Annotated in this window: 13 protein-coding genes; 5 read left to right on the plus strand and 8 right to left on the minus strand. The window is 70.0% G+C overall.

The features are described from left to right. Nucleotides 1–24: 24 nt before the first annotated feature. The 3 genes from O9Y01_RS14340 to O9Y01_RS14350 all read right to left on the minus strand — a co-directional run bounded on the left by O9Y01_RS14340 (nucleotide 25) and on the right by O9Y01_RS14350 (nucleotide 3,777). Nucleotides 25–1,344 carry a chitinase gene (locus tag O9Y01_RS14340; protein ID WP_269632281.1) on the minus strand — a complete coding sequence of 440 codons (1,320 nt, stop codon included), beginning with the start codon at nucleotides 1,342–1,344 and terminating at the stop codon, nucleotides 25–27. A gap of 242 nt (nucleotides 1,345–1,586) precedes the next feature. After that, a complete protein-coding gene (gene gshB, locus O9Y01_RS14345) occupies nucleotides 1,587–2,573 on the minus strand; it encodes a glutathione synthase (protein ID WP_269632282.1) in 987 nt (328 codons plus the stop codon). Between the two features lie 49 nt (nucleotides 2,574–2,622). Beyond that, the gene (locus O9Y01_RS14350; RefSeq protein ID WP_269632283.1) at nucleotides 2,623–3,777 is read right to left on the minus strand and encodes a benzoate/H(+) symporter BenE family transporter; all 1,155 of its coding nucleotides are present in this window, start codon (nucleotides 3,775–3,777) and stop codon (nucleotides 2,623–2,625) included. Between the two features lie 140 nt (nucleotides 3,778–3,917). Between O9Y01_RS14350 and O9Y01_RS14355 the strand changes: the two genes are divergently transcribed. Further along, the gene (locus O9Y01_RS14355; RefSeq protein WP_269632284.1) at nucleotides 3,918–6,281 is read left to right on the plus strand and encodes an ATP-binding protein; all 2,364 of its coding nucleotides are present in this window, start codon (nucleotides 3,918–3,920) and stop codon (nucleotides 6,279–6,281) included. Between the two features lie 18 nt (nucleotides 6,282–6,299). Here the strand turns inward: O9Y01_RS14355 and O9Y01_RS14360 are convergent, their stop codons facing one another. After that, entirely contained in the window at nucleotides 6,300–8,138 is a 1,839-nt protein-coding gene (locus tag O9Y01_RS14360) for a potassium transporter Kup (protein ID WP_269632542.1), read from the minus strand. A 176-nt stretch (nucleotides 8,139–8,314) separates the two neighbouring features. Further along, on the minus strand, nucleotides 8,315–9,610 hold the full coding sequence (gshA, locus tag O9Y01_RS14365; protein WP_269632285.1) for a glutamate--cysteine ligase: 1,296 nt from the start codon (nucleotides 9,608–9,610) through the stop codon (nucleotides 8,315–8,317). 159 nt (nucleotides 9,611–9,769) lie between these two features. On the opposite strand from gshA, the gene O9Y01_RS14370 reads away from it, so the two are divergent. Together O9Y01_RS14370 and O9Y01_RS14375 are read left to right on the plus strand one after the other, a co-directional pair. Next, nucleotides 9,770–10,141, plus strand: a complete 372-nt coding sequence (locus O9Y01_RS14370) for a response regulator transcription factor (protein WP_269632286.1) — start codon at nucleotides 9,770–9,772, stop codon at nucleotides 10,139–10,141. Nucleotides 10,142–10,239: 98 nt separating this feature from the next. After that, nucleotides 10,240–11,916 (plus strand): WD40/YVTN/BNR-like repeat-containing protein, encoded by a 1,677-nt coding sequence (locus O9Y01_RS14375; protein ID WP_269632288.1) that lies wholly within the window; start codon nucleotides 10,240–10,242, stop codon nucleotides 11,914–11,916. Between the two features lie 81 nt (nucleotides 11,917–11,997). Here O9Y01_RS14375 and O9Y01_RS14380 read toward each other — a convergent pair whose 3' ends face one another. The 3 genes from O9Y01_RS14380 to O9Y01_RS14390 form a co-directional block, all read right to left on the minus strand. Further along, nucleotides 11,998–13,527 (minus strand): ammonium transporter, encoded by a 1,530-nt coding sequence (locus O9Y01_RS14380; RefSeq protein WP_269632289.1) that lies wholly within the window; start codon nucleotides 13,525–13,527, stop codon nucleotides 11,998–12,000. Between the two features lie 155 nt (nucleotides 13,528–13,682). Beyond that, nucleotides 13,683–14,021 carry a P-II family nitrogen regulator gene (glnK, locus tag O9Y01_RS14385; RefSeq protein WP_269632290.1) on the minus strand — a complete coding sequence of 113 codons (339 nt, stop codon included), beginning with the start codon at nucleotides 14,019–14,021 and terminating at the stop codon, nucleotides 13,683–13,685. Nucleotides 14,022–14,044: 23 nt separating this feature from the next. Continuing rightward, nucleotides 14,045–14,761 carry a TorF family putative porin gene (locus tag O9Y01_RS14390; protein WP_269632291.1) on the minus strand — a complete coding sequence of 239 codons (717 nt, stop codon included), beginning with the start codon at nucleotides 14,759–14,761 and terminating at the stop codon, nucleotides 14,045–14,047. Between the two features lie 288 nt (nucleotides 14,762–15,049). Here O9Y01_RS14390 and O9Y01_RS14395 point away from each other — a divergent pair, with 288 nt between their 5' ends. Continuing rightward, nucleotides 15,050–16,570 (plus strand): YifB family Mg chelatase-like AAA ATPase, encoded by a 1,521-nt coding sequence (locus O9Y01_RS14395; RefSeq protein WP_269632292.1) that lies wholly within the window; start codon nucleotides 15,050–15,052, stop codon nucleotides 16,568–16,570. A 181-nt stretch (nucleotides 16,571–16,751) separates the two neighbouring features. After that, on the plus strand, nucleotides 16,752–17,795 hold the full coding sequence (locus tag O9Y01_RS14400) for a Gfo/Idh/MocA family protein (RefSeq protein ID WP_269632293.1): 1,044 nt from the start codon (nucleotides 16,752–16,754) through the stop codon (nucleotides 17,793–17,795). Nucleotides 17,796–17,824 lie beyond the last annotated feature (29 nt).

Here is a 17,824-nt window from a genome sequence, read left to right on the forward strand (position 1 = left end):
TCAGGTCTTGCCTTCACACGGTGGTCAGGGCAGCGTCTTCAGCTGGGCCTTCACCGGCACCGAGAAGTTGTAGCCATCCGCGCGGTCCCAGTTGATGGACCAGGTCATGGCGCCGCGGAAGGCCGGATAGGCCACCTTGGGCTTCACCGCGCCGCAGTTCTGCAGCAGCGTGAGGCAGGTCAGCGCCTGGTTGATGACGCTGGGCGGCGCGTAGCCACGGCCGGCCGAGCGGGTGCCCGAGGGCACGCCGAAGGCCACCTGGTCAGGGCGCAGGCCCTTGAACTCCCAGCCCGTGCCCTGGCTGACCTTGAAGCCCTCGATCAGCATCAGGCTGCCTCCCACCAGGCCGTCCACCGTGCCCTCGTTGAGCTGACGCCCGTCGGAGTAGGTGAAGCCGCCGTTGTTGTAGTACTGCACGTGGATCATCGTCAGCTCGTCCCGCAGGCCGTCGATGATGGGCAGGTAGGCGCCCCAGATGCTGCCGTAGGCCACGTAGCCGCCCTGCACATAGGGATGCTCGGGCGCCATCGAGAGGTAGAAGCCCGGGCCCACCTTGGCCTTGAGCTGCTTCACCGCGCTGATCAGGTTGTTGATGATGGGCGAGCCCAGGGAGACGCCGGCGCCGCTCTCCAGGTCCAGGTCGATGCCGTCGAAGCCGTACTTGGCGATCAGCGCGGCCAGGGTGTTGACGAAGTTCGTGACCTGCGCGCTGGTGTTGAGCGTCATGCGCCCCTCCTGCCCGCCCAGGGACAGCACCACCTTCTTGCCCTTGGCGCGCTTGGCGGCGATGTCGGCGATGAAATCCGCCTCGGAGCCGGCGCCGGGATCCAGCTGGAAGGCCACGCCGCCGTCGCCGGCATCACTGGCGAAGGAGATCATGATCACGTCCCAGTCATCGGACACGTCCTTCACGCGGATCGGTGCGCCCGCGCCATTGGCGAAGTTGTGCCAGTAGCCGATCAGGGCGTGCTTGGGCAGGCCGGGGGATGGCGTGGGGGTGGGTGTCGGAGTCGGCGTCGGCGTCGGCGTCGGCGTCGGCGTGGGTGTCGGTGTCGGTGTCGGTGTCGGCGTGGGCGTCGGACTGGCCGTGCAGTCCGCCACGAAGCGCCACAGCGAAGGCGTGGCCGCCGGGTTCCAGTTGGCGCCCACATAGGCGGTGTGGGTCACCAGAGCGCTGTAGTCCTTGCCCTGGTAGCTGGCCAGGGTGTTGGCTGTGTAGGTCTTGCCTTCGGCCCAGGCGGCCGAGCAGGTCGCGGCCAGCGCGGACGTCGAGAGCTGGACGCCGGCGGCCAGCAGGGCCAGGCCCAGGGCATGGCGGCGGACGGATGGGGTGGACACGGTCATGGGAACCTCCAGGGGATCGGTGCAAGGCTGGACAGCAGCCCGGTGGAGGCACCGCCCACAGCGGCGCCACGCTGGGCCGTTCGTTGACGACCCCTCCAGCGCACCCGTCTTTCCCCGGCCCGCCAGGGCTGACCGTGCAAGCCCCGACGAGTGCCGCGCCCGATCCGGGATCAGGCGTTATTGGTATTTTTTTGGTCTTGCTCTGGTATTTGACAACCCGAAGCGCCCGTGCGGCATGCGGATCAACCCTGGGCCGCGCCCACCGCCTTCTGCAGCGCGTCGACGAAGAGCGCCACCACGTCGAAGCCGGTCTGTGCGCCGATTTCCTGGAAGCAGGTGGGGCTGGTGACGTTGATCTCGGTGAGGCAGGGCCCGATCACGTCCAGGCCCACCAGCAGCAGGCCGCGCGCCGCGAGGATGGGCGCCAGGTGCTGCGCGATCTCGCGCTCGCGCTCGGTGAGCGGCATGGCCACGCCCTTGCCGCCGGCCGCCAGATTGCCCCGCACCTCGCCACCCTGCGGAATGCGCGCCAGGGCGAAGGGCACGACCTCGCCGCCGATCAGCAGGATGCGCTTGTCGCCCTGGGCGATCTCGGGCAGGTAGCGCTGCACCATGACGGTCTGGGCGCCATCCTTGTTGAGCGTCTCGATGATGGCGCCCAGGTTCATGCCGTCCGGCCCGACGCGGAAGATGCCCATGCCGCCCATGCCGTCCAGGGGCTTGAGGATGATGTCGCGGTGCTCGGCATGGAAGGCGCGGATGGCCGCGGCCGAACGCGTCACCAGCGTGGGCGTGATGTGCTGCGGGAACTCCAGGATGGCCAGCTTCTCGGGGTGCTCGCGCAGAGCCGAGGGCTTGTTGAAGACCCGGGCGCCCTCGCGCTCGGCCTGGCTCAGCAGCTGGGTGGTGTAGAAGAACTCGCTGTCAAAGGGCGGATCCTTGCGCATCAGCACGGCATCGACCCCGGCGAGGGCCAGGTCTTGCCTGGCGCTCACGGTGTGCCAGTCCGGCGTGTCCGTGCCATAGCCGCTGGCCAGCGCCGCGGGCGAGAGCTGCAGCTGCTGCGCGCCGCGGGCCGTCACCAGGCCGCCGCGCTGCCAGACGAGGTCCGCGGGCTCGCAGGCCCAGAGTTCATGGCCGCGGCGGGCCGCCTCGCGCATCATCGCGAAGGTCGAGTCCTTGTAGGTTTTGAAGCTGGGCAGCGGGTCGGCAACGAAAAGCAGTTTCATGGCGAAGGTCCGGATGAGTAGGCGATGGATCTTGGGAGGGAAGGCGGCGTCAGGCCCTGCGCAGGCGCTGCACCATCAGGGCCAGGGCCCCAGCCACCACGCCCCAGAAGGCCGAGCCGATGCCCGCCAGCTTGAGGCCTGACAGCGTCACGAGAAAGGTCAGGATGGCGGCGTCGCGATGGGCCTCGTCCTTCAGCGCCGCGCTGAGACCGCCGGCAATGGTGCCCAGCAGGGCCAGGCCGGCGATGGCCGCCACCAGCTCCTTCGGGAAGGCCGCCAGCAGGCCCACGACGGCGCCCCCGGCCAGCCCCAGGGCGATGTAGAACACGCCGGCCATCACGGCTGCGGTGTAGCGCCGGGCCGGGTCCTCATGCGCCTCGCGGCCCATGCAGATGGCTGCGGTGATGGCCGCCAGGTTCAGCGCATAGCCGCCAAAGGGCGCAAGGAACAGCGAGGCCAGCCCGGTCACGCCGATGCTGGCCGAGATGGGGGTCTGGTAGCCCGAGGCCCGCTGCGCCGCCACGCCCGGCAGGTTCTGCGAGGCCATGGTCACGAGGAACAGCGGCAGGGCCACGCCCACCATGGCCGCCACGCTGAAGCGCGGGCTCACCCATTCCGGGCGCGCCCAGGCCCATTGCACGGCATCCATGTGCAGGCGGCCCTGGGCGCCGGCCACCGCCACGCCCACCAGCAGCACCACAGGCACGGCATAGCGAGGCCAGAAGCGCCGGCCCAGCAGGAAGGCGCCGGCCATGCTCAGCACCAGCAGCGGCGCGCTCTGGGTGGCCAGCATCGCGTCCAGTCCGAAACGGGCCAGCACGCCGGCCAGCAGGGCCGAGGCGATGGCGATGGGGATGCGGTCCATCAGCCGCTCGAAGAGGCCACTGAAGCCGGCGATCGTGATCAGCAGCGCACAGACGATGAAGGCGCCGACCGCCTCGGGCATGGAGACGCCCACCGCACTGGCCAGCAGCGCCGCGCCGGGCGTGGACCAGGCCGTCAGCACGGGCTGGCGCGTCCACAGGGACAGGCCCAGGCTGGTCAGGCCCATGCCCAGGCCCAGGGCCCACATCCAGGAGGTGAGCTGGGTCGAGGTCGCGCCCAGGGCCTGCGCGCCCTGGAAGACGATGGCCACCGAGCTGGTGAAGCCCACGAGCACGGCCACGAAGCCGGCAACGGTGGAGGGCAGGGACAGGTCTTGCATGAAGCGGCGCATGGGGGGCAGCATAGCGGGGCCGGGCCCGGGCGGCAGGCGCAGGGGATTGGCCGTCGCACCGGCATTGGGTTCCGGCCGGAAAGCTGAAATACTGCAAGCTCCTTCCCTGCCGCGATGGGATCGCGTTCATGAGCGACTCTTCCTCCGTCCCCCTTGCGCCGCCTCCGGCGGTGGGCCGATCCAGCGACCTGCTGCTGCTGGGGCTGGCCCTGGGGCTGGGGCTCGCCGCCAGCGTCTGGGTCTACCGCGCCCTGGCCGAGGCCGAGCAGCTGCACGCGATGAAGCACGCGCAGGCCATGGCCGAGCCCGTGCGACTGGAGGTCGAGCTGACTCTGGCCCGCATCGTGGAGGCCAGCCGCAGCGCCGGCCTGCTGGTGAGTACCCACAAGCCGCTGCGGCTGCCCGCCTTCCAGCATTTCGCCCGCGAGCTCGCGGCTTCCCTGCCTCCCCGCACCCTGATCGAATGGCAGCCCCTGGTGACCGGGCGCGAGGAGCGCCGCCAGCTGGAACGGGACGCCCGGGCCGAGGGCCTGGCCGGCTTCGAGATCCGCGAGCCCCGGCCCGATGGCCGCGGCTGGCAGGTGGCGCCCGAGCGCGACAGCTATGTGCCAGTGCTGTACGGCTGGCCCGCCGGCCAGTCGCCCCTGGGCTACGACCTGGCACCGGACGCCGCTCGCATGACCTCCAAGCTGGCCGCCGCAGCCCAGCGCCGACCGGTGGCCTCCCACAGCTTTGCCGTGATCCGCGACGACATCGGGGCCCGTCGCTCCTGGGGCTTTGCCATCACCGCGCCTGTCTTCGACGCGGCACCGGAAGGCGGCGAGCCGCGCCTGCGCGGCTACCTGGCCGCCGTGGTGGAGCTGCCCCTGCTGCTGGGGCCGGCGGTGGAGCGGGCGCGGCAGGGCGGCATGGGCCTGTGGGCCATGGAGGGCAGCGAGGAGCAGGCGCCGGTGCGCTTCACCAGCCGGGTGTCCGAGAGCGGCAACGCCCTTCAGCCTGCGGAACAGGGACCGGCACGCGCCCTGCAGCAGCGCTTCGGCATGGACATCGCCGGCCGCCCCTGGACCCTGCTGCTGCAACCCCTGCCCGAGACCCTGGATGCCGGCCAGCAGCGGCAGCCGCTGGCCGGGCTGCTGGCGGGCATCGCCGGCACCCTGCTCATCAGCGCCGCCATGTGGCGCGCCCTGGCCGAGCGCCGCCGCACCGCGCTGGCCGGCCAGCAGCTGGCCCTGGAACGCGAGCGCCTGCAGCATGTGATCGACGGCACCCAGGCCGCCACCTGGGAGCACAACCTCTTCAGCGGCGAGACCCATGTCAACGAGCGCTGGCAGACCCTGCTGGGCTATGCCGTGGGCGAGTTCCAACCCGGGCCCGGCTATGACTGGAAGGACGACTGCCATCCCGAGGACCTGCCCCGCGTCCGCGAGGCGCTGCGCCGCCACCTTCGCGGCGAGACGCCGGCATACGACGTCGAGTACCGGCACCGCCGCAAGTCCGGCGAGTGGCGCTGGATCCACGCACGGGGTCAGGTCATGCGCCGGGATGCCCAGGGCCGCGCCCAGCTGATCGCCGGCACCATGGTCGACATCGCCGACCGCAAGGCCGCGGAGGCCCGCGTGCTGGAGCTCAACGCCACGCTGGAGGCCCGGGTGGTGGAGCGCGGCGAGGCCCTGGCCGAGGCCATGGAATCGCTGCGCGAATCGCGCGAGGCCCTGGCCCAGGCCCAGCAGCGCGCCACCCTGGACGCCCTGGTCACCGGCGTGGCCCACGAGCTCAGCTCGCCCATGAGCAACGCCCTGGTGTGCAGCGAGTCCCTGCGCACGGAGGCCCTGCAGTTCCAGGCCCGCATCGCCCAGGGCAGCCTGCGCCGGGCCGAGCTGGACAGCTTCCTCCAGCACAGCGCCGAGCATGCCGAGCTCATCAGCCGCAATGTGCGGCGCGCGGTGGACCTGATCGGCGATGTGCGCCAGGTCGCCGCCGACCAGGTCAGCGCCCAGCGCCGCAGCTTCGACCTCAGCCAGACGGTGGGTGAGCTGATCGGCTCGCTGGCGCCCACCCTGCGTCTGCAGATCCACCAGGTGGTGCTGGACATCCCCGAGGGCATCCGCATGGACAGCTACCCCGGCCCCCTGGGCCAGGTGCTGATCAACCTGGTGAACAACGCCCTGCTCCATGCCTTCGAGGAGGGCCGGGCCGGCGAGGTGCGCATCCAGGCCGAGGCGCAGGGCGAGCTGGTGCAGTGCCGTGTCAGCGACAACGGCCGGGGCATGGACCAGGCCACGCTGGAGCAGCTCTTCAAGCCCTTCTTCAGCACCCGGCTCAACGCGGGCGGCATGGGGCTGGGGATGGTGATCGTGGACCGCCTGGTGCACAAGGTGCTGGGCGGCCGGATGCAGGTGCACAGCCAGCCGGGCGCGGGCACCGTCTTCACGCTGAGCCTGCCCCGCGTGGCGCCGCCCCTCAAGCCCGAGGAGTCCGCGCCGGCCCCGTGAGCCGGCGTGGTACGGGGCTCAGATCTCGACCTTGGAGCCCAGCTCCACGATGCGGTTGGTGGGCAGGTGGAGGAAGTCGGCCGCCGCGGCTGCGTTGCGGTGCATGCTGGCGAAGAGCTTCTCGCGCCACAGGGCCATGCCCGAACCGATGGTGGGGATGACGATGTCGCGGGAGAGGAAGTAGCTCGTCTCCATGTCGTCCAGGTGCACGCCGCGGGCCTCCAGCAGCTTCAGCGCCTCGGGCACGTCGGGCTCGTTCTTGAAGCCGAAGTGCACGATCACCTGCCAGCAGTCGTTGCCCAGGTTCTCGACCTCCACGCGCTTGTCGAAGCCGATCCAGGGCTTCTCGTGGTGCTTGACCGTCACGAAGAGGTTCTGCTCGTGCAGCACCTTGTTGTGCTTGAGGTTGTGCAGCAGCGCATTGGGCGTGATGCCCTGCTCCGCCGAGAGGAAGACGGCCGAGCCCGGCACCCGCAGTGGCGGGCTCAGGAACACGGCCTCCAGGAAGCCCTTGATGTCGATGGCGTCCTCGCGGAGCTTGTCGGACAGCAGCTGGCGGCCCTGCTTCCAGGTCAGCATCAGCGTGAACATCCAGATGCCGATCATCAGCGGGAACCAGCCGCCGGCCGCGACCTTCAGCAGGTTGGAGGCCAGGAAGGTGACGTCGATCAGGAAGAAGAAGCCGGTGGCCGCCACGCACAGCGCCAGCGGGTACTTCCAGCCATAGCGGATCACGAAGAAGGTCATGACCGTGGTGATGGTCATGTCGATGGTCACCGCCACGCCGTAGGCGCCGGCCAGCTTGCTGGACGAGCCGAACATCACGACGGCCACGACCACGAAGCCGAACAGCATCCAGTTGATGAAGGGCACGTAGATCTGGCCGATGTCGCGCACCGAGGTGTGGACGATGCGCATGCGCGGCAGGATGCCCAGCTGCACCGCCTGCTTGGTGACGGAGAAGGCCGCAGTGATCAGGGCCTGCGAGGCCACGATGGCGGCCAGCGTGGCCAGGCCGAACAGAGGCATCTCGGCCCAGGAGGGCGCGATCAGGTAGAAGGGGTTCTTGATGGCCGCCGGGTCTTCCAGCAGCAGGGCGCCCTGGCCGAAGTAGTTGATCACGAGGGCCGGCATCACGATGGCATACCAGGCGATGCGGATGGGCTGCTTGCCGAAGTGGCCGAGGTCGGCATAGAGCGCCTCGCCACCGGTCACCACCAGCACCACGGCGCCCAGGGCCACGAAGGCCACCCAGCCGTAGTGCAGGCAGAACTCGACGGCATAGACGGGATTCACCGCCGCCAACACCTTGGGGTTCTCAAGAATCTGGGGCAGGCCCAGCAGGGTGAGGCTGGCGAACCAGACCAGCATCACCGGCCCGAAGGCCTTGCCCACCCCGCCGGTGCCGAAGCGCTGCACCGCGAAGAGCCCGGCCAGCACGATCAGGGTGATGGGGACGATGAACTGGTGGTACTGGGGCGCGTAGACATCGATCCCCTCGACGGCCCCGAGCACCGTCATGGCCGGTGTGATGACTGCATCCCCGAAGAAGATGGCGGTCCCGAACAGGCCCACGCCCATCAGCACGCGCCGCAGCGTGGGCTTTTCGCGCACGGCCTGGGTGGCCAGGGCCAGCATGGCGATCAGGCCGCCCTCGCCGTTGTTGTCGGCCCGCAGGATCAGCAGGACGTACTTGAAGGAGACCACGATGGTCATGGTCCAGAACAGCAGGGACAGCACGCCCAGGATGTTCTGCGAGTTCAGCGGCACATGGCCGCCGTGGAAGACTTCCTTGAGGGCGTAGAGCGGGCTGGTGCCGATGTCGCCGTAGACCACCCCGAGGGCGCCCAGGGTCATGGCGGCGAGGATGCCGGGGCTGCGGTGTTGTTGTTCGTGGCTCGAGCTCACAGGCGCGACGGCCTGACGCAGGTCAGGCCGAGGAGTCAAAAGTGGCTATTGTGCGCTCGCCAGCCCTCAGGACTGCGCCTGTCCCATGCAAGCTGGGCATGCCCCCCTGCCTCGGGGGCTGAGGCTCAGGCGTAGACCTCGGCCTCGGGGTCGGTGGCCTCCAGCTCGTAGCTGGCGGCCAGCATGCCCAGGCGGGCGATCACGCCGTACATGTAGAAGCGGTTGGGCGCGCTGGCGCCGGGGGTCTCGCCGGGGCGCGGCAGCTGGGTGGACTGGGCGAAGGCCAGGGGCACGTAGCTGGCGCCGGGGGCGTTGAGGTTCTCGTCCGCGGCGCGATCGGCATGCACGCGGTAGAAGCCGCCCACCACGTAGCGGTCCATCATGCAGACCACCGGTTCAGCCACGGCCTCGTTGACGCGCTCGTGCGTCACCACGCCCTCCTGCACGATGACCTCGTGGACGGGCTGGCCGTCCTTGATCACCGACATCTTGTTCTTGCAGCGGCGGTTGAGCTCCTCCAGCTCCTTGGCGTCCCGCACGGTCATGATGCCCATGCCGTAGGTGCCGGCGTCGGGCTTGACGATGGCGAAGGGCTTCTCCTGGATGCCGTACTCCTTGTACTTGCGCCGCGTCTTGGTGAGGACCTGGTCGACCTGGTCCTTCAGTGCCTCCATGCCCTGGCCTTCGGCGAAGTCCAGGCCCTGCACGCCCACCGTGAGGGGGTTGATCAGCCAGGGGTCCATGCCCAGGAGCTTGGCGAACTTCTTGGCCACCTCTTCGTAGGCCTGGAAGTGGCGCGACTTGCGGCGCAGCGTCCAGCCGGCATGCAGGGGCGGCAGCAGGTACTGCTCGTGCAGCCCCTCCAGCACGGCGGGAATGCCGGCGGAGAGGTCGTTGTTGAGCAGGATGGTGCAGGGGTCGAAGTCCTTCAGGCCAAGGCGGCCGCGCTTGCGCACCAGGGGCTCCAGCGCCAGGCTGCCGCCGTCGGGCAGGGCCAGGGTCGCCGGCGCCGCCAGGCTCTCGTCCAGGCTGCCCAGGCGCACGTTGAGGCCGGCCTGGGTGAAGATGCGCACCAGGGTCTGCAGGTGCTGCAGGTAGAAGCTGTTGCGGGTGTGGTTCTCGGGAATCAGCAGCAGGTTCTTGGCCTCGGGGCAGATCTTCTCGATGGCCGCCATGGCCGCCTGCACCGACAGCGGCAGCAGGTCCGGATTCAGATTGTTGAAGCCGCCAGGGAAGAGGTTGGTGTCCACCGGCACCAGCTTGAAACCGGCATTGCGCACATCCACCGAGCTGTAGAAGGGTGGCGTGTGCTCCATCCACTCGAGGCGGAACCAGCGCTCGATGGCCGGCAGGGACTCCAGGATGCGCTGCTCCAGTTCCTTGATGGGGCCGTTCAGGGCGGTGACGAGATGTGGAACCATGGTGGAGAGTCCTGGGCTGACGGGGCAGGGAGATTCTAGGAGGCCGCAACTGAGGGCGTATTGCCCGAATGCAAGCCCTTCGACGCACACTTTGTGCGAGTGGCGGCGCTATGCTTGGCCGATCAACGCTGCACCGCCCTGCCCACAATGCCTGCCAAATTGCTGATCGTTGAAGACCAGGCCGACATCCGCCGCCTGATCCGCTGGGCCCTGGAAGAGGACGACTACGAGATCCGAGAGGCCGCCAACGGCGCCGCCGGCCTGGAACAGATCCTCAGCTGGCACCCCGACATGGTCCTGCTGGACATGATGATGCCCGGCGGCATGGACGGCCTGGAGCTCTGCCGCCAGGTCCGTGCGGCGCCGGGCACCGCCAAGACCATCATCGTGATGCTCACCGCCAAGGCCACCTCGGCCGACCACGAAGCCGCCCGCACCGCCGGCGCCGACTACTTCCTGCCCAAGCCCTTCAGCCCGGCCAAGCTGTCCGAGCTGCTGAACGCCTTGCTCAAGCACCGGCAGGACCGCTAGGGCGTCCCCCCCTCGCACAAACCCGGCCACGGGCTCGCGAGGGCCTTCCTAGAATGCCGCCACCGTCGCCCCAGGCGACTTTCAATGGACCACTTCGCATGCATCCGACTGCACGGCGCGCTCCCGCGCGCCTTCTGGGCCTGGCGGCCGCCCTGTCCCTGACTCCGCTGGGCTGCCTGGCCGCCGGCGAGGTGCCCGCCGACTCGGGCCTGTTCACCAGCCGCATCGTGACCAACGCGTCCAGCACCAACCGCGGCAACTTCCTGTATTTCAACCAATGGGAAACGCTGACGCTGGTCAACCAGGACAAGCGCGAGATCGAGATCAAGGCCGAGAAGGGCAGCGGCAACAACAACAGCCAGGTCTTCGAGGCCGTGCTGCCCGCCGGCAAGTACCAGCTGGTGCAGATGCTCTCTCCCAAGCTGGCCGGCCGGGTGACGGGTGACCTCAAGGGCGTCATCGGCGAATTCGAGGTCAAGCCCCAGACCGTCACCAGCCTGGGCACCCTGATCTACCAGCCGACGGGCAGCCAGGGCTACACCATCCTCTGCGACGGCTTCGACGCCCCGCAGATCGAGCGCGTGCGCCTGAGCTACCCCGCGCTGCACCAGGCCATGACCGACCATGCGCCGGTGCGCCCCTGCCTCAGCAACGAGGTGGCGGCCCGCAGCAACCAGGCTCAGCAGGGCCGCACCCTGGTGATGAGCAACTCCGGCATGACGGCGGTGGTGGGCACGCTCACGGTGGGCCTGATCCAGTCGCTGATCCAGAAGGCCTCGGCCACCGAGGCCATCCAGGCCTGGAAGGACGAGCAGGACCCGCAGAAGCGCCTGGCCATGGCCCGCAGCAGCACCTACGCCTTCAATGCAGCGCGCATGCTGGAGAGCGGCGACGTGCTGGCCGGCAGCAACCTGGGCCAGGTCCTGGCCCGCGACTCCGAAGGCCGCTGGGAACGCCTGGACACCGGCGACACCCGCGAGATCACCGCCCTGCTGGCCAACGACCGCCAGCGCTTCATGGTCGGCGGCGAGGAAGGCCTGCTGATGCAGACCAGCGACGCCGGCAAGACCTGGCAGGCGCTCAGCGCCCCCACGCACGGCCTCATCGTCAACCTGGCGCGCCAGGGCCAGCGCGTCTACCTGCTGGCCGTCGAGGGCCTGGACGCCGTGCTGTACGCCACCGACGACCTCAAGGCCGGCACCTGGCAGGAGTTGCGCCGCGAGGCCGGCAGCCGCTCGGACAAGCCTGAGGCCATGGGCTGGATCCGCCTGGCCTCGATGGCCGCCAGCGGCTGGATCGTGGGCGAGCGCTACGTGATGGTCACCGCCAACGGCTTCGTGAACAGCATGGACCTGAAGGACGGCAGCTGGACCCGCAGCAAGACCTCGTTCGAGGAACCCCGCCAGGTCACGGCCCTGCGCGACGGCACCCTCGTCGCCTACAGCCGCAACAAGGTCTACGTCAGCCGCGACCAGGGTGCCACCTGGACCAAGGACGAGCAGGGCTGCATGAAGATGATCACGGCGGCCTACGGCTACCAGGGCCAGGCCTACAACGTCTGCGGCCAGGGCGCCTTCGTGTTCTCCACGGCCATCATGCAGCGCGGCGGCGAAGGCGGACGCTGGACCACCCTCAGCGACGAGACCCCCACCCCGGCCTCCGCCCTCTTCGCCAGCGAGTACAACGACACCCTGCTCTTCATGAACCCGGAAGGCCTGATCTACGGCCGTGCCGCCGGTGCCAAGGAGTGGACCCTGGAGCGCAAGCCGCTCTGACGGCCCGCCCGCAAGAAGAAAGGCCGCCCGAGGGCGGCCTTTTTGCTGCGCCCCTCGCCGGTGCGAGGGGCCTGCGGGAGATCACTTGTGATAGGCCGTCTCGCCGTGCGAGCTGATGTCCAGGCCCTCGCGCTCTTCCTCTTCGGAGACGCGCAGCCCGATCGTCAGGTCCACGACCTTGTAGGCGATCACGGACACCACGGCCGACCAGACGATGGTCACGCCCACGGCCTTGGCCTGCGTCCAGACCTGGCTGGCGATGCTGTAGGCATCCGGCGCGATCATGGAGGCCGTGACCCAGTCGCCCACGGCGCTGGGGCCGCCCAGGGCCGGCGAGTTGAAGACACCGGTCAGCAGGGCACCGATGATGCCGCCCACGCCGTGCACGCCGAAGACGTCCAGCGAGTCGTCCGCGCCCAGCAGCTTCTTCAGGCCGGACACGCCCCACAGGCAGGCGAAGCCGGCGACCACGCCGATCACCAGGGCACCACCGACGCCCACATTGCCCGCAGCCGGCGTGATGGCCACCAGGCCGGCGACGGCACCGGAGGCCGCGCCCAGCATCGAAGCCTTGCCCTTGTGCAGGGCTTCACCCACGCTCCAGGCCAGCACGGCGGCGGCCGTGGCGACGAAGGTGTTGATGAAGGCCAGGGCCGCGAAGCCGTTGGCTTCCAGGGCGGAGCCGGCGTTGAAGCCGAACCAGCCCACCCACAGCAGCGAGGCACCGACCATGGTCAGCGTCAGGCTGTGCGGCGTGAAGGCCTCGCGGCCGTAGCCGATGCGCTTGCCCACCATGAAGGCGCCCACCAGGCCGGCAACGGCGGCATTGATGTGCACCACGGTGCCGCCGGCGAAGTCCAGCGCGCCCCATTGCCAGATCAGGCCGGCGGTGCTGTTGACCTTGTCGACGACGGCGGCGCTGGTGTAGGCGTCCGGGCCGGCCCAGAACCAGACCATGTGCGCGATGGGCAGGTAGCTGAAGGTGAACCAGATCGTCATGAAGGCCAGCACGGCCGAGAACTTGATGCGCTCGGCGAAGGCGCCCACGATCAGGCAGGCCGTGATGCCGGCGAAGGTGGCCTGGAAGGCGGCGAACACGATCTCCGGGATCACCACGCCCTTGCTGAAGGTGGCGGCGTTCGAGAAGGTGCCGGCGACGTTGTCCCAGATGCCCTTCATGAAGAGCCGGTCCGTGCCGCCGATGAAGGCATTGCCCTCGGTGAAGGCGAAGCTGTAGCCGTACAGCACCCACAGCACCACGATCAGCGAGAAGGTGACCATCACCTGCATCAGCACCGACAGCATGTTCTTGCTGCGGACCAGGCCGCCGTAGAACAGGGCAAGACCTGGCACCGTCATCATGATGACCAGCAGGGTGGACAGCATCATCCACGTCGTGTCGCCCTTGTTGGGCGTGGGGGCCGGCGCCGAGGCGGCTTCGGCGGGGGCCGGAGCGGCAGCGGCCGCGGGTGCGGCGGAGGCCGCCGCATCAGGGGCGGCGGCCACGGCCACGGAGGCAGCGGCGGCGGGCGCCGAGGCGGCGTCCTGGGCCCAGGCGCCGGGCGCGAAGACCGCCGCGGCGAGGGCCAGTCCGACAAGTAGTTTCTTCATCGTCAAATCTCCAACGGTTCTTTTGCAGTGCCGCTGCGCGGTGCACTCGCCGCAGTCAGCCAATCAAGCCCAGCGGGGCCCGAGGATCCGGCTTGGCCGGGCCTACGGGCACGCCCCCTTGAGGGGGCCGGCGCAGCCGGTAGGGGGTGGGTGAATCAGAGTGCATCTTTGCCGGTTTCACCGGTGCGGATGCGCACGACCTGATCCAGGGGCGAGACGAAGATCTTCCCGTCGCCGATCTTGCCGGTGCGGGCCGAGGTCTCGATGGCCTCGATGACCTGGTCCACGACCGCGTCATCCACGGCCGCCTCGACCTTGACCTTGGGCAGGAAGTCGACGACGTACTCGGCGCCGCGGTAGAGCTCGGTGTGGCCCTTCTGGCGGCCGAAGCCCTTGACCTCGGTGACGGTGAGGCCCTGCACGCCGATGGCGCTGAGCGCCTCGCGGACCTCGTCCAGCTTGAAGGGCTTGATGACGGCGGTGATCAGTTTCATGGTGTGCTTCCTTGCGATCGGATTCAGAAGACCTTCTTGACCGCCAGCACCAGGGCGCTCTTGCCCAGGTTCTTGTCGCCGGGGCCCACGTAGGCATCGGTGCTGGCGCGGACCAGGGCGCCGCTCCAGGTGAAGCCGGCGTAGTCCTTGGCCAGGGTCAGCGAGTAGTCGGTGTAGGAGGCGCTGCCCAGGTTCTTCACGCGCTGGTGGCCCACGTGCGGGGTCAGCGTGAAGCCCTCGCCCAGGTCCAGGGCGGCGCTGAGGTCCAGGTAGCCCGAGCCCTTGGAGTCGGGGAAGCCGAAGAGATTGCTGGTGCTGTGCGAATACTTGGCGGTGAACACGCCGTAGGTGAGCGCGCCGTAGATCTCCAGGGTGTTGGCGCTGGGGCTCAGCTTGTTGCTGGGGTAGACGTACTGCAGCAAGCCCACGTCCAGCGTCAGGCCCTTGCTGATCTCGGTCTTGTAGCCGCCGTAGACGTCGATCTCGACGCTGGCGTCGCCGCCACCGTCCTTGACCCACTTGATCGTGGAGGCCCAGGTGCCCAGGTAGAAGCCGTTGCCGAAGTCGTAGTCGGCGCCGCCCTGCAGCGCGGGCTTCAGCCGGGTCTGCGAGATGCCGCGGTAGCGGTAGTCGGTGGTCAGGCTGGCATTGAAGCTCAGCGGGCTGGCCGGCTCGTCGGCCCAGGCAGGCATGGCGGTGGCGGTGACGGAGAGGGCCAGCAGCGCAAACAGGGACTTCATCGCGGGGACTCCTGCAAAGTGGATGGTGATGACTTTCGACAGTCCCTCTTGCAGCTTCCGTGCCAGCCCTGCTGCCCCGGGACTTCGAGGCCCCGGGCCCGCCTCTGGGGCACGCCACTCCCGATTTCGTGCCTGCGGCGCGGCGCGCCCGGCCCGCCATGCACCGAAATATTCGGCATGCTTCCCTAACTGCACCAGTTTGGTGTGACGCACCATCGTGCACCTTATGGACTGCACCGGCGTGGCGAGCGCGTGTGGCAGCCCAGAATCCAGCGCCAGGAGATTCTCATGACCCTGGCCCTGATCCACAGCCGCGCCCTGGACGGCCTGCGCGCCGAAGCGGTGACCGTCGAAGTCCACCTGGCCAACGGCCTGCCCAGCTTCACCCTGGTCGGCCTGGCCGACACGGAAGTGAAGGAAGCCCGCGAGCGCGTGCGGGCTGCCCTGCTCAGCAGCGGGCTGGAATTTCCCGCCAACAAGCGCATCACGGTGAATCTGGCCCCCGCAGACCTGCCCAAGGAGGGCGCACGCTTCGACCTCCCCATCGCCCTGGGCCTGCTGGCCGCCAGCGGGCAGATCGAGGCCGGGCCGCTGGCCGAGCTGGAGTGCGCGGGCGAGCTGTCCCTGGCCGGCGAGCTGCGCCCCGTGCGCGGCGCCCTGGCCATGGCCCTGGCGCTGCGCCAGCGGGCCTCGCCGCGCCAGCTGCTGCTGCCGCCGGGCAGCGCGGCCGAAGCCGCGCTGGTGGGCGGGGTGGACGTGCGCCAGGCCGGGCATCTGCTGGACGTGGTGCGGGCCCTGCTGCCGCAGTCGCAGGAACCCCTGGCCCGGGCCCGCGGGCCCGCCCGGGCCGGCATCACCGAGGAGCCTGCCCCTGACCTGCGGGACATCAAGGGCCAGGCCGTGCCCAAGCGGGCGCTGGAGATCGCCGCGGCCGGCGCCCACAGCCTGCTGCTGGTCGGCCCGCCGGGCTCGGGCAAGTCCATGCTGGCCCAGCGCCTGCCCGGCCTCCTGCCCGCCCTCGACGAAGACGCCGCCCTGGAGAGCGCCGCCACCCTGAGCCTGGCCGGCCAGTTCCGCCCCGCCGCCTGGGGCCGCCGGCCGCTGCGGGCGCCGCATCACAGCGCCTCGGCGGTGGCCCTCGTGGGCGGCGGCTCGCCCCCGCGTCCCGGCGAGATCTCGCTGGCCCACCAGGGGGTGCTCTTCCTGGACGAACTCCCCGAGTTCCAGCGCAGCGCCCTGGAGGCCCTGCGCGAGCCGCTCGAGACCGGCCGCATCCTGATTGCCCGGGCCGCGCGCCAGGCGGAGTTCCCCGCCCGCTTCCATCTGGTGGCGGCCATGAACCCCTGCGCCTGCGGCTTTCACGGCCAGTCCGGCGTGCGGCAGTGCCGCTGCACGCCGGACCAGGTCGCCCGCTACCAGGGCCGTCTCAGCGGCCCCCTGCTGGATCGCATCGACATGATGGTGGAGGTGCCCGGCCTCCCGCCCGAACTCCTCGCCGCCGCCCCGGATGGCGACGACACGGCCACCGTGGCGCAGCGCGTGCAGCAGGCCCGCGAGCGCCAGCGCGCCCGCCAGGACTGCGTCAACGCCCAGCTGAGCCCGCCCCAGCTGGACCGCCACGCCCGGGCTGACCCGGCCGCCCAGGCCCTGCTGGAGCGCAGCATCGCGGCCCTGGGATGGTCGGCACGGGCCCAGCATCGCCTGCTGCGGGTGGCGCGCAGCATTGCCGACCTGGCTGCCGAGGACAGCATCCAGAAGGCGCATGTGGCCGAGGCGGTGCAGCTGAGGCGGGCGCTGGTGAGGCAGTGAGCTGGCCCAGGCGGCAGCAAGGCCGACGCCACTGCCCGGCCTCCCTCATGAAGCCTTCGTGAAACCCACTTGAAACCGGCCCACGGCAGGCCAGGGCCACAATGCCCGCGCTCAAGGACTCCACGCGACCGGGCTTCAGGGCTGCGCCCGCCCTTCGCCCCGCCTCACCCGCCCGCTGCTCATGAAGACTTTCAACTGGGCCCTCATCGGCCCCGGCAAGATCGCCCGGCGCTTTGCCCACGCCCTGAGCGCCCTGCCCGGCAGCCGGCTGGCCGCCGTCCATGGCCGCGACGCGGCACGGGCGACCGCCTTTTCGCGGCAGTGCCAGGACCAATGGCCCGACCCGGCCGGCGCGCCGCGCGTCAGCACGGACCTGGCCGCCCTGCTGGCGGATCCGGCCATCGACGCGGTCTATGTCGCCACGCCGCATGCCCAGCATGGCGAGCCGGTGCGCGCGGCCCTGCTGGCCGGCAAGCCCGTGCTGTGCGAGAAGCCCCTGGTGCCGCACCGCGCCGAGGGCGAGGCCCTGGTGGCGCTGGCACGCGAGCGCGGCGTCTTCCTGATGGAGGCGGTCTGGACGCGCTTCCTGCCGGCCTATGGGGTGCTGGGCAACTGGCTGCGCGAGCAGGCCATCGGGCCCTTGCGCGCCATCGAATCGAGCTTCTGCTTTCCCGCCCCGTTTGACCCGCAGAGCCGCCTCTTCGACCCGGCTCTGGCCGGCGGCGCACTGCTGGACATCGGCATCTACAACCTCACCGCGACGCGTTGGGTGCTGGAACAGGCCCTGGGCCACGTCCCCGCGCTCCAACACCTGGACGTGCAGGGCCTGCTGGCCCCCACGGGCGTGGACCTGCGGGTGCAGGGCCTGCTGGGCTTCGAGGGCGGCATCTCGGCGCAGTTCCTCTGCGGTCTGGACGCCAGCTCGCCCAATGCGCTGACGATCCTCGGCGAGCGCGGCTCCATCAGCCTGCCGCGCAACTTCTGGGAGAGCCAGCAGCTGCTGCTGCGCCCCCATGGCCAGGCAGAGCAGCTTGTCGACGCCCCCTGGCGCATCAACGGCTTCGAGGGCGAGATCGAGGAAGCGCAGACCTGCATCCGCGCCGGTCTCGTCGAGAGCCCGCGCATGAGCCATGCCGAGACCCTGGCCATCCTCGGCTGGATGGACCGCATCCGTGCGCGGCTGGGCGTGCGCTACCCCTTCGAGCAGGACGCGCCCCAGCCCTGAGTCCCGGGCGGGCGCTGTGGCGGCGGCCC

Source organism: Pelomonas sp. BJYL3 (assembly GCF_027257975.1).
Lineage (GTDB): Bacteria > Pseudomonadota > Gammaproteobacteria > Burkholderiales > Burkholderiaceae_C > Roseateles_B > Roseateles_B flavus.

Excerpts from the sequence above, each read along its gene's own strand:
- O9Y01_RS14380 (WP_269632289.1), bottom strand. The coding sequence starts at position 13,527 with ATGAAGAAACTACTTGTCGGACTGGCCCTCGCCGCGGCGGTCTTCGCG.
- O9Y01_RS14340 (WP_269632281.1), bottom strand. The coding sequence starts at position 1,344 with ATGACCGTGTCCACCCCATCCGTCCGCCGCCATGCCCTGGGCCTGGCC.
- glnK (WP_269632290.1), bottom strand. The coding sequence starts at position 14,021 with ATGAAACTGATCACCGCCGTCATCAAGCCCTTCAAGCTGGACGAGGTC.
- O9Y01_RS14375 (WP_269632288.1), top strand. The coding sequence starts at position 10,240 with ATGCATCCGACTGCACGGCGCGCTCCCGCGCGCCTTCTGGGCCTGGCG.
- O9Y01_RS14355 (WP_269632284.1), top strand. The coding sequence starts at position 3,918 with ATGAGCGACTCTTCCTCCGTCCCCCTTGCGCCGCCTCCGGCGGTGGGC.
- O9Y01_RS14360 (WP_269632542.1), bottom strand. The coding sequence starts at position 8,138 with ATGACCCTGGGCGCCCTCGGGGTGGTCTACGGCGACATCGGCACCAGC.
- O9Y01_RS14390 (WP_269632291.1), bottom strand. The coding sequence starts at position 14,761 with ATGAAGTCCCTGTTTGCGCTGCTGGCCCTCTCCGTCACCGCCACCGCC.
- gshB (WP_269632282.1), bottom strand. The coding sequence starts at position 2,573 with ATGAAACTGCTTTTCGTTGCCGACCCGCTGCCCAGCTTCAAAACCTAC.
- O9Y01_RS14400 (WP_269632293.1), top strand. The coding sequence starts at position 16,752 with ATGAAGACTTTCAACTGGGCCCTCATCGGCCCCGGCAAGATCGCCCGG.
- gshA (WP_269632285.1), bottom strand. The coding sequence starts at position 9,610 with ATGGTTCCACATCTCGTCACCGCCCTGAACGGCCCCATCAAGGAACTG.
- O9Y01_RS14395 (WP_269632292.1), top strand. The coding sequence starts at position 15,050 with ATGACCCTGGCCCTGATCCACAGCCGCGCCCTGGACGGCCTGCGCGCC.
- O9Y01_RS14350 (WP_269632283.1), bottom strand. The coding sequence starts at position 3,777 with ATGCAAGACCTGTCCCTGCCCTCCACCGTTGCCGGCTTCGTGGCCGTG.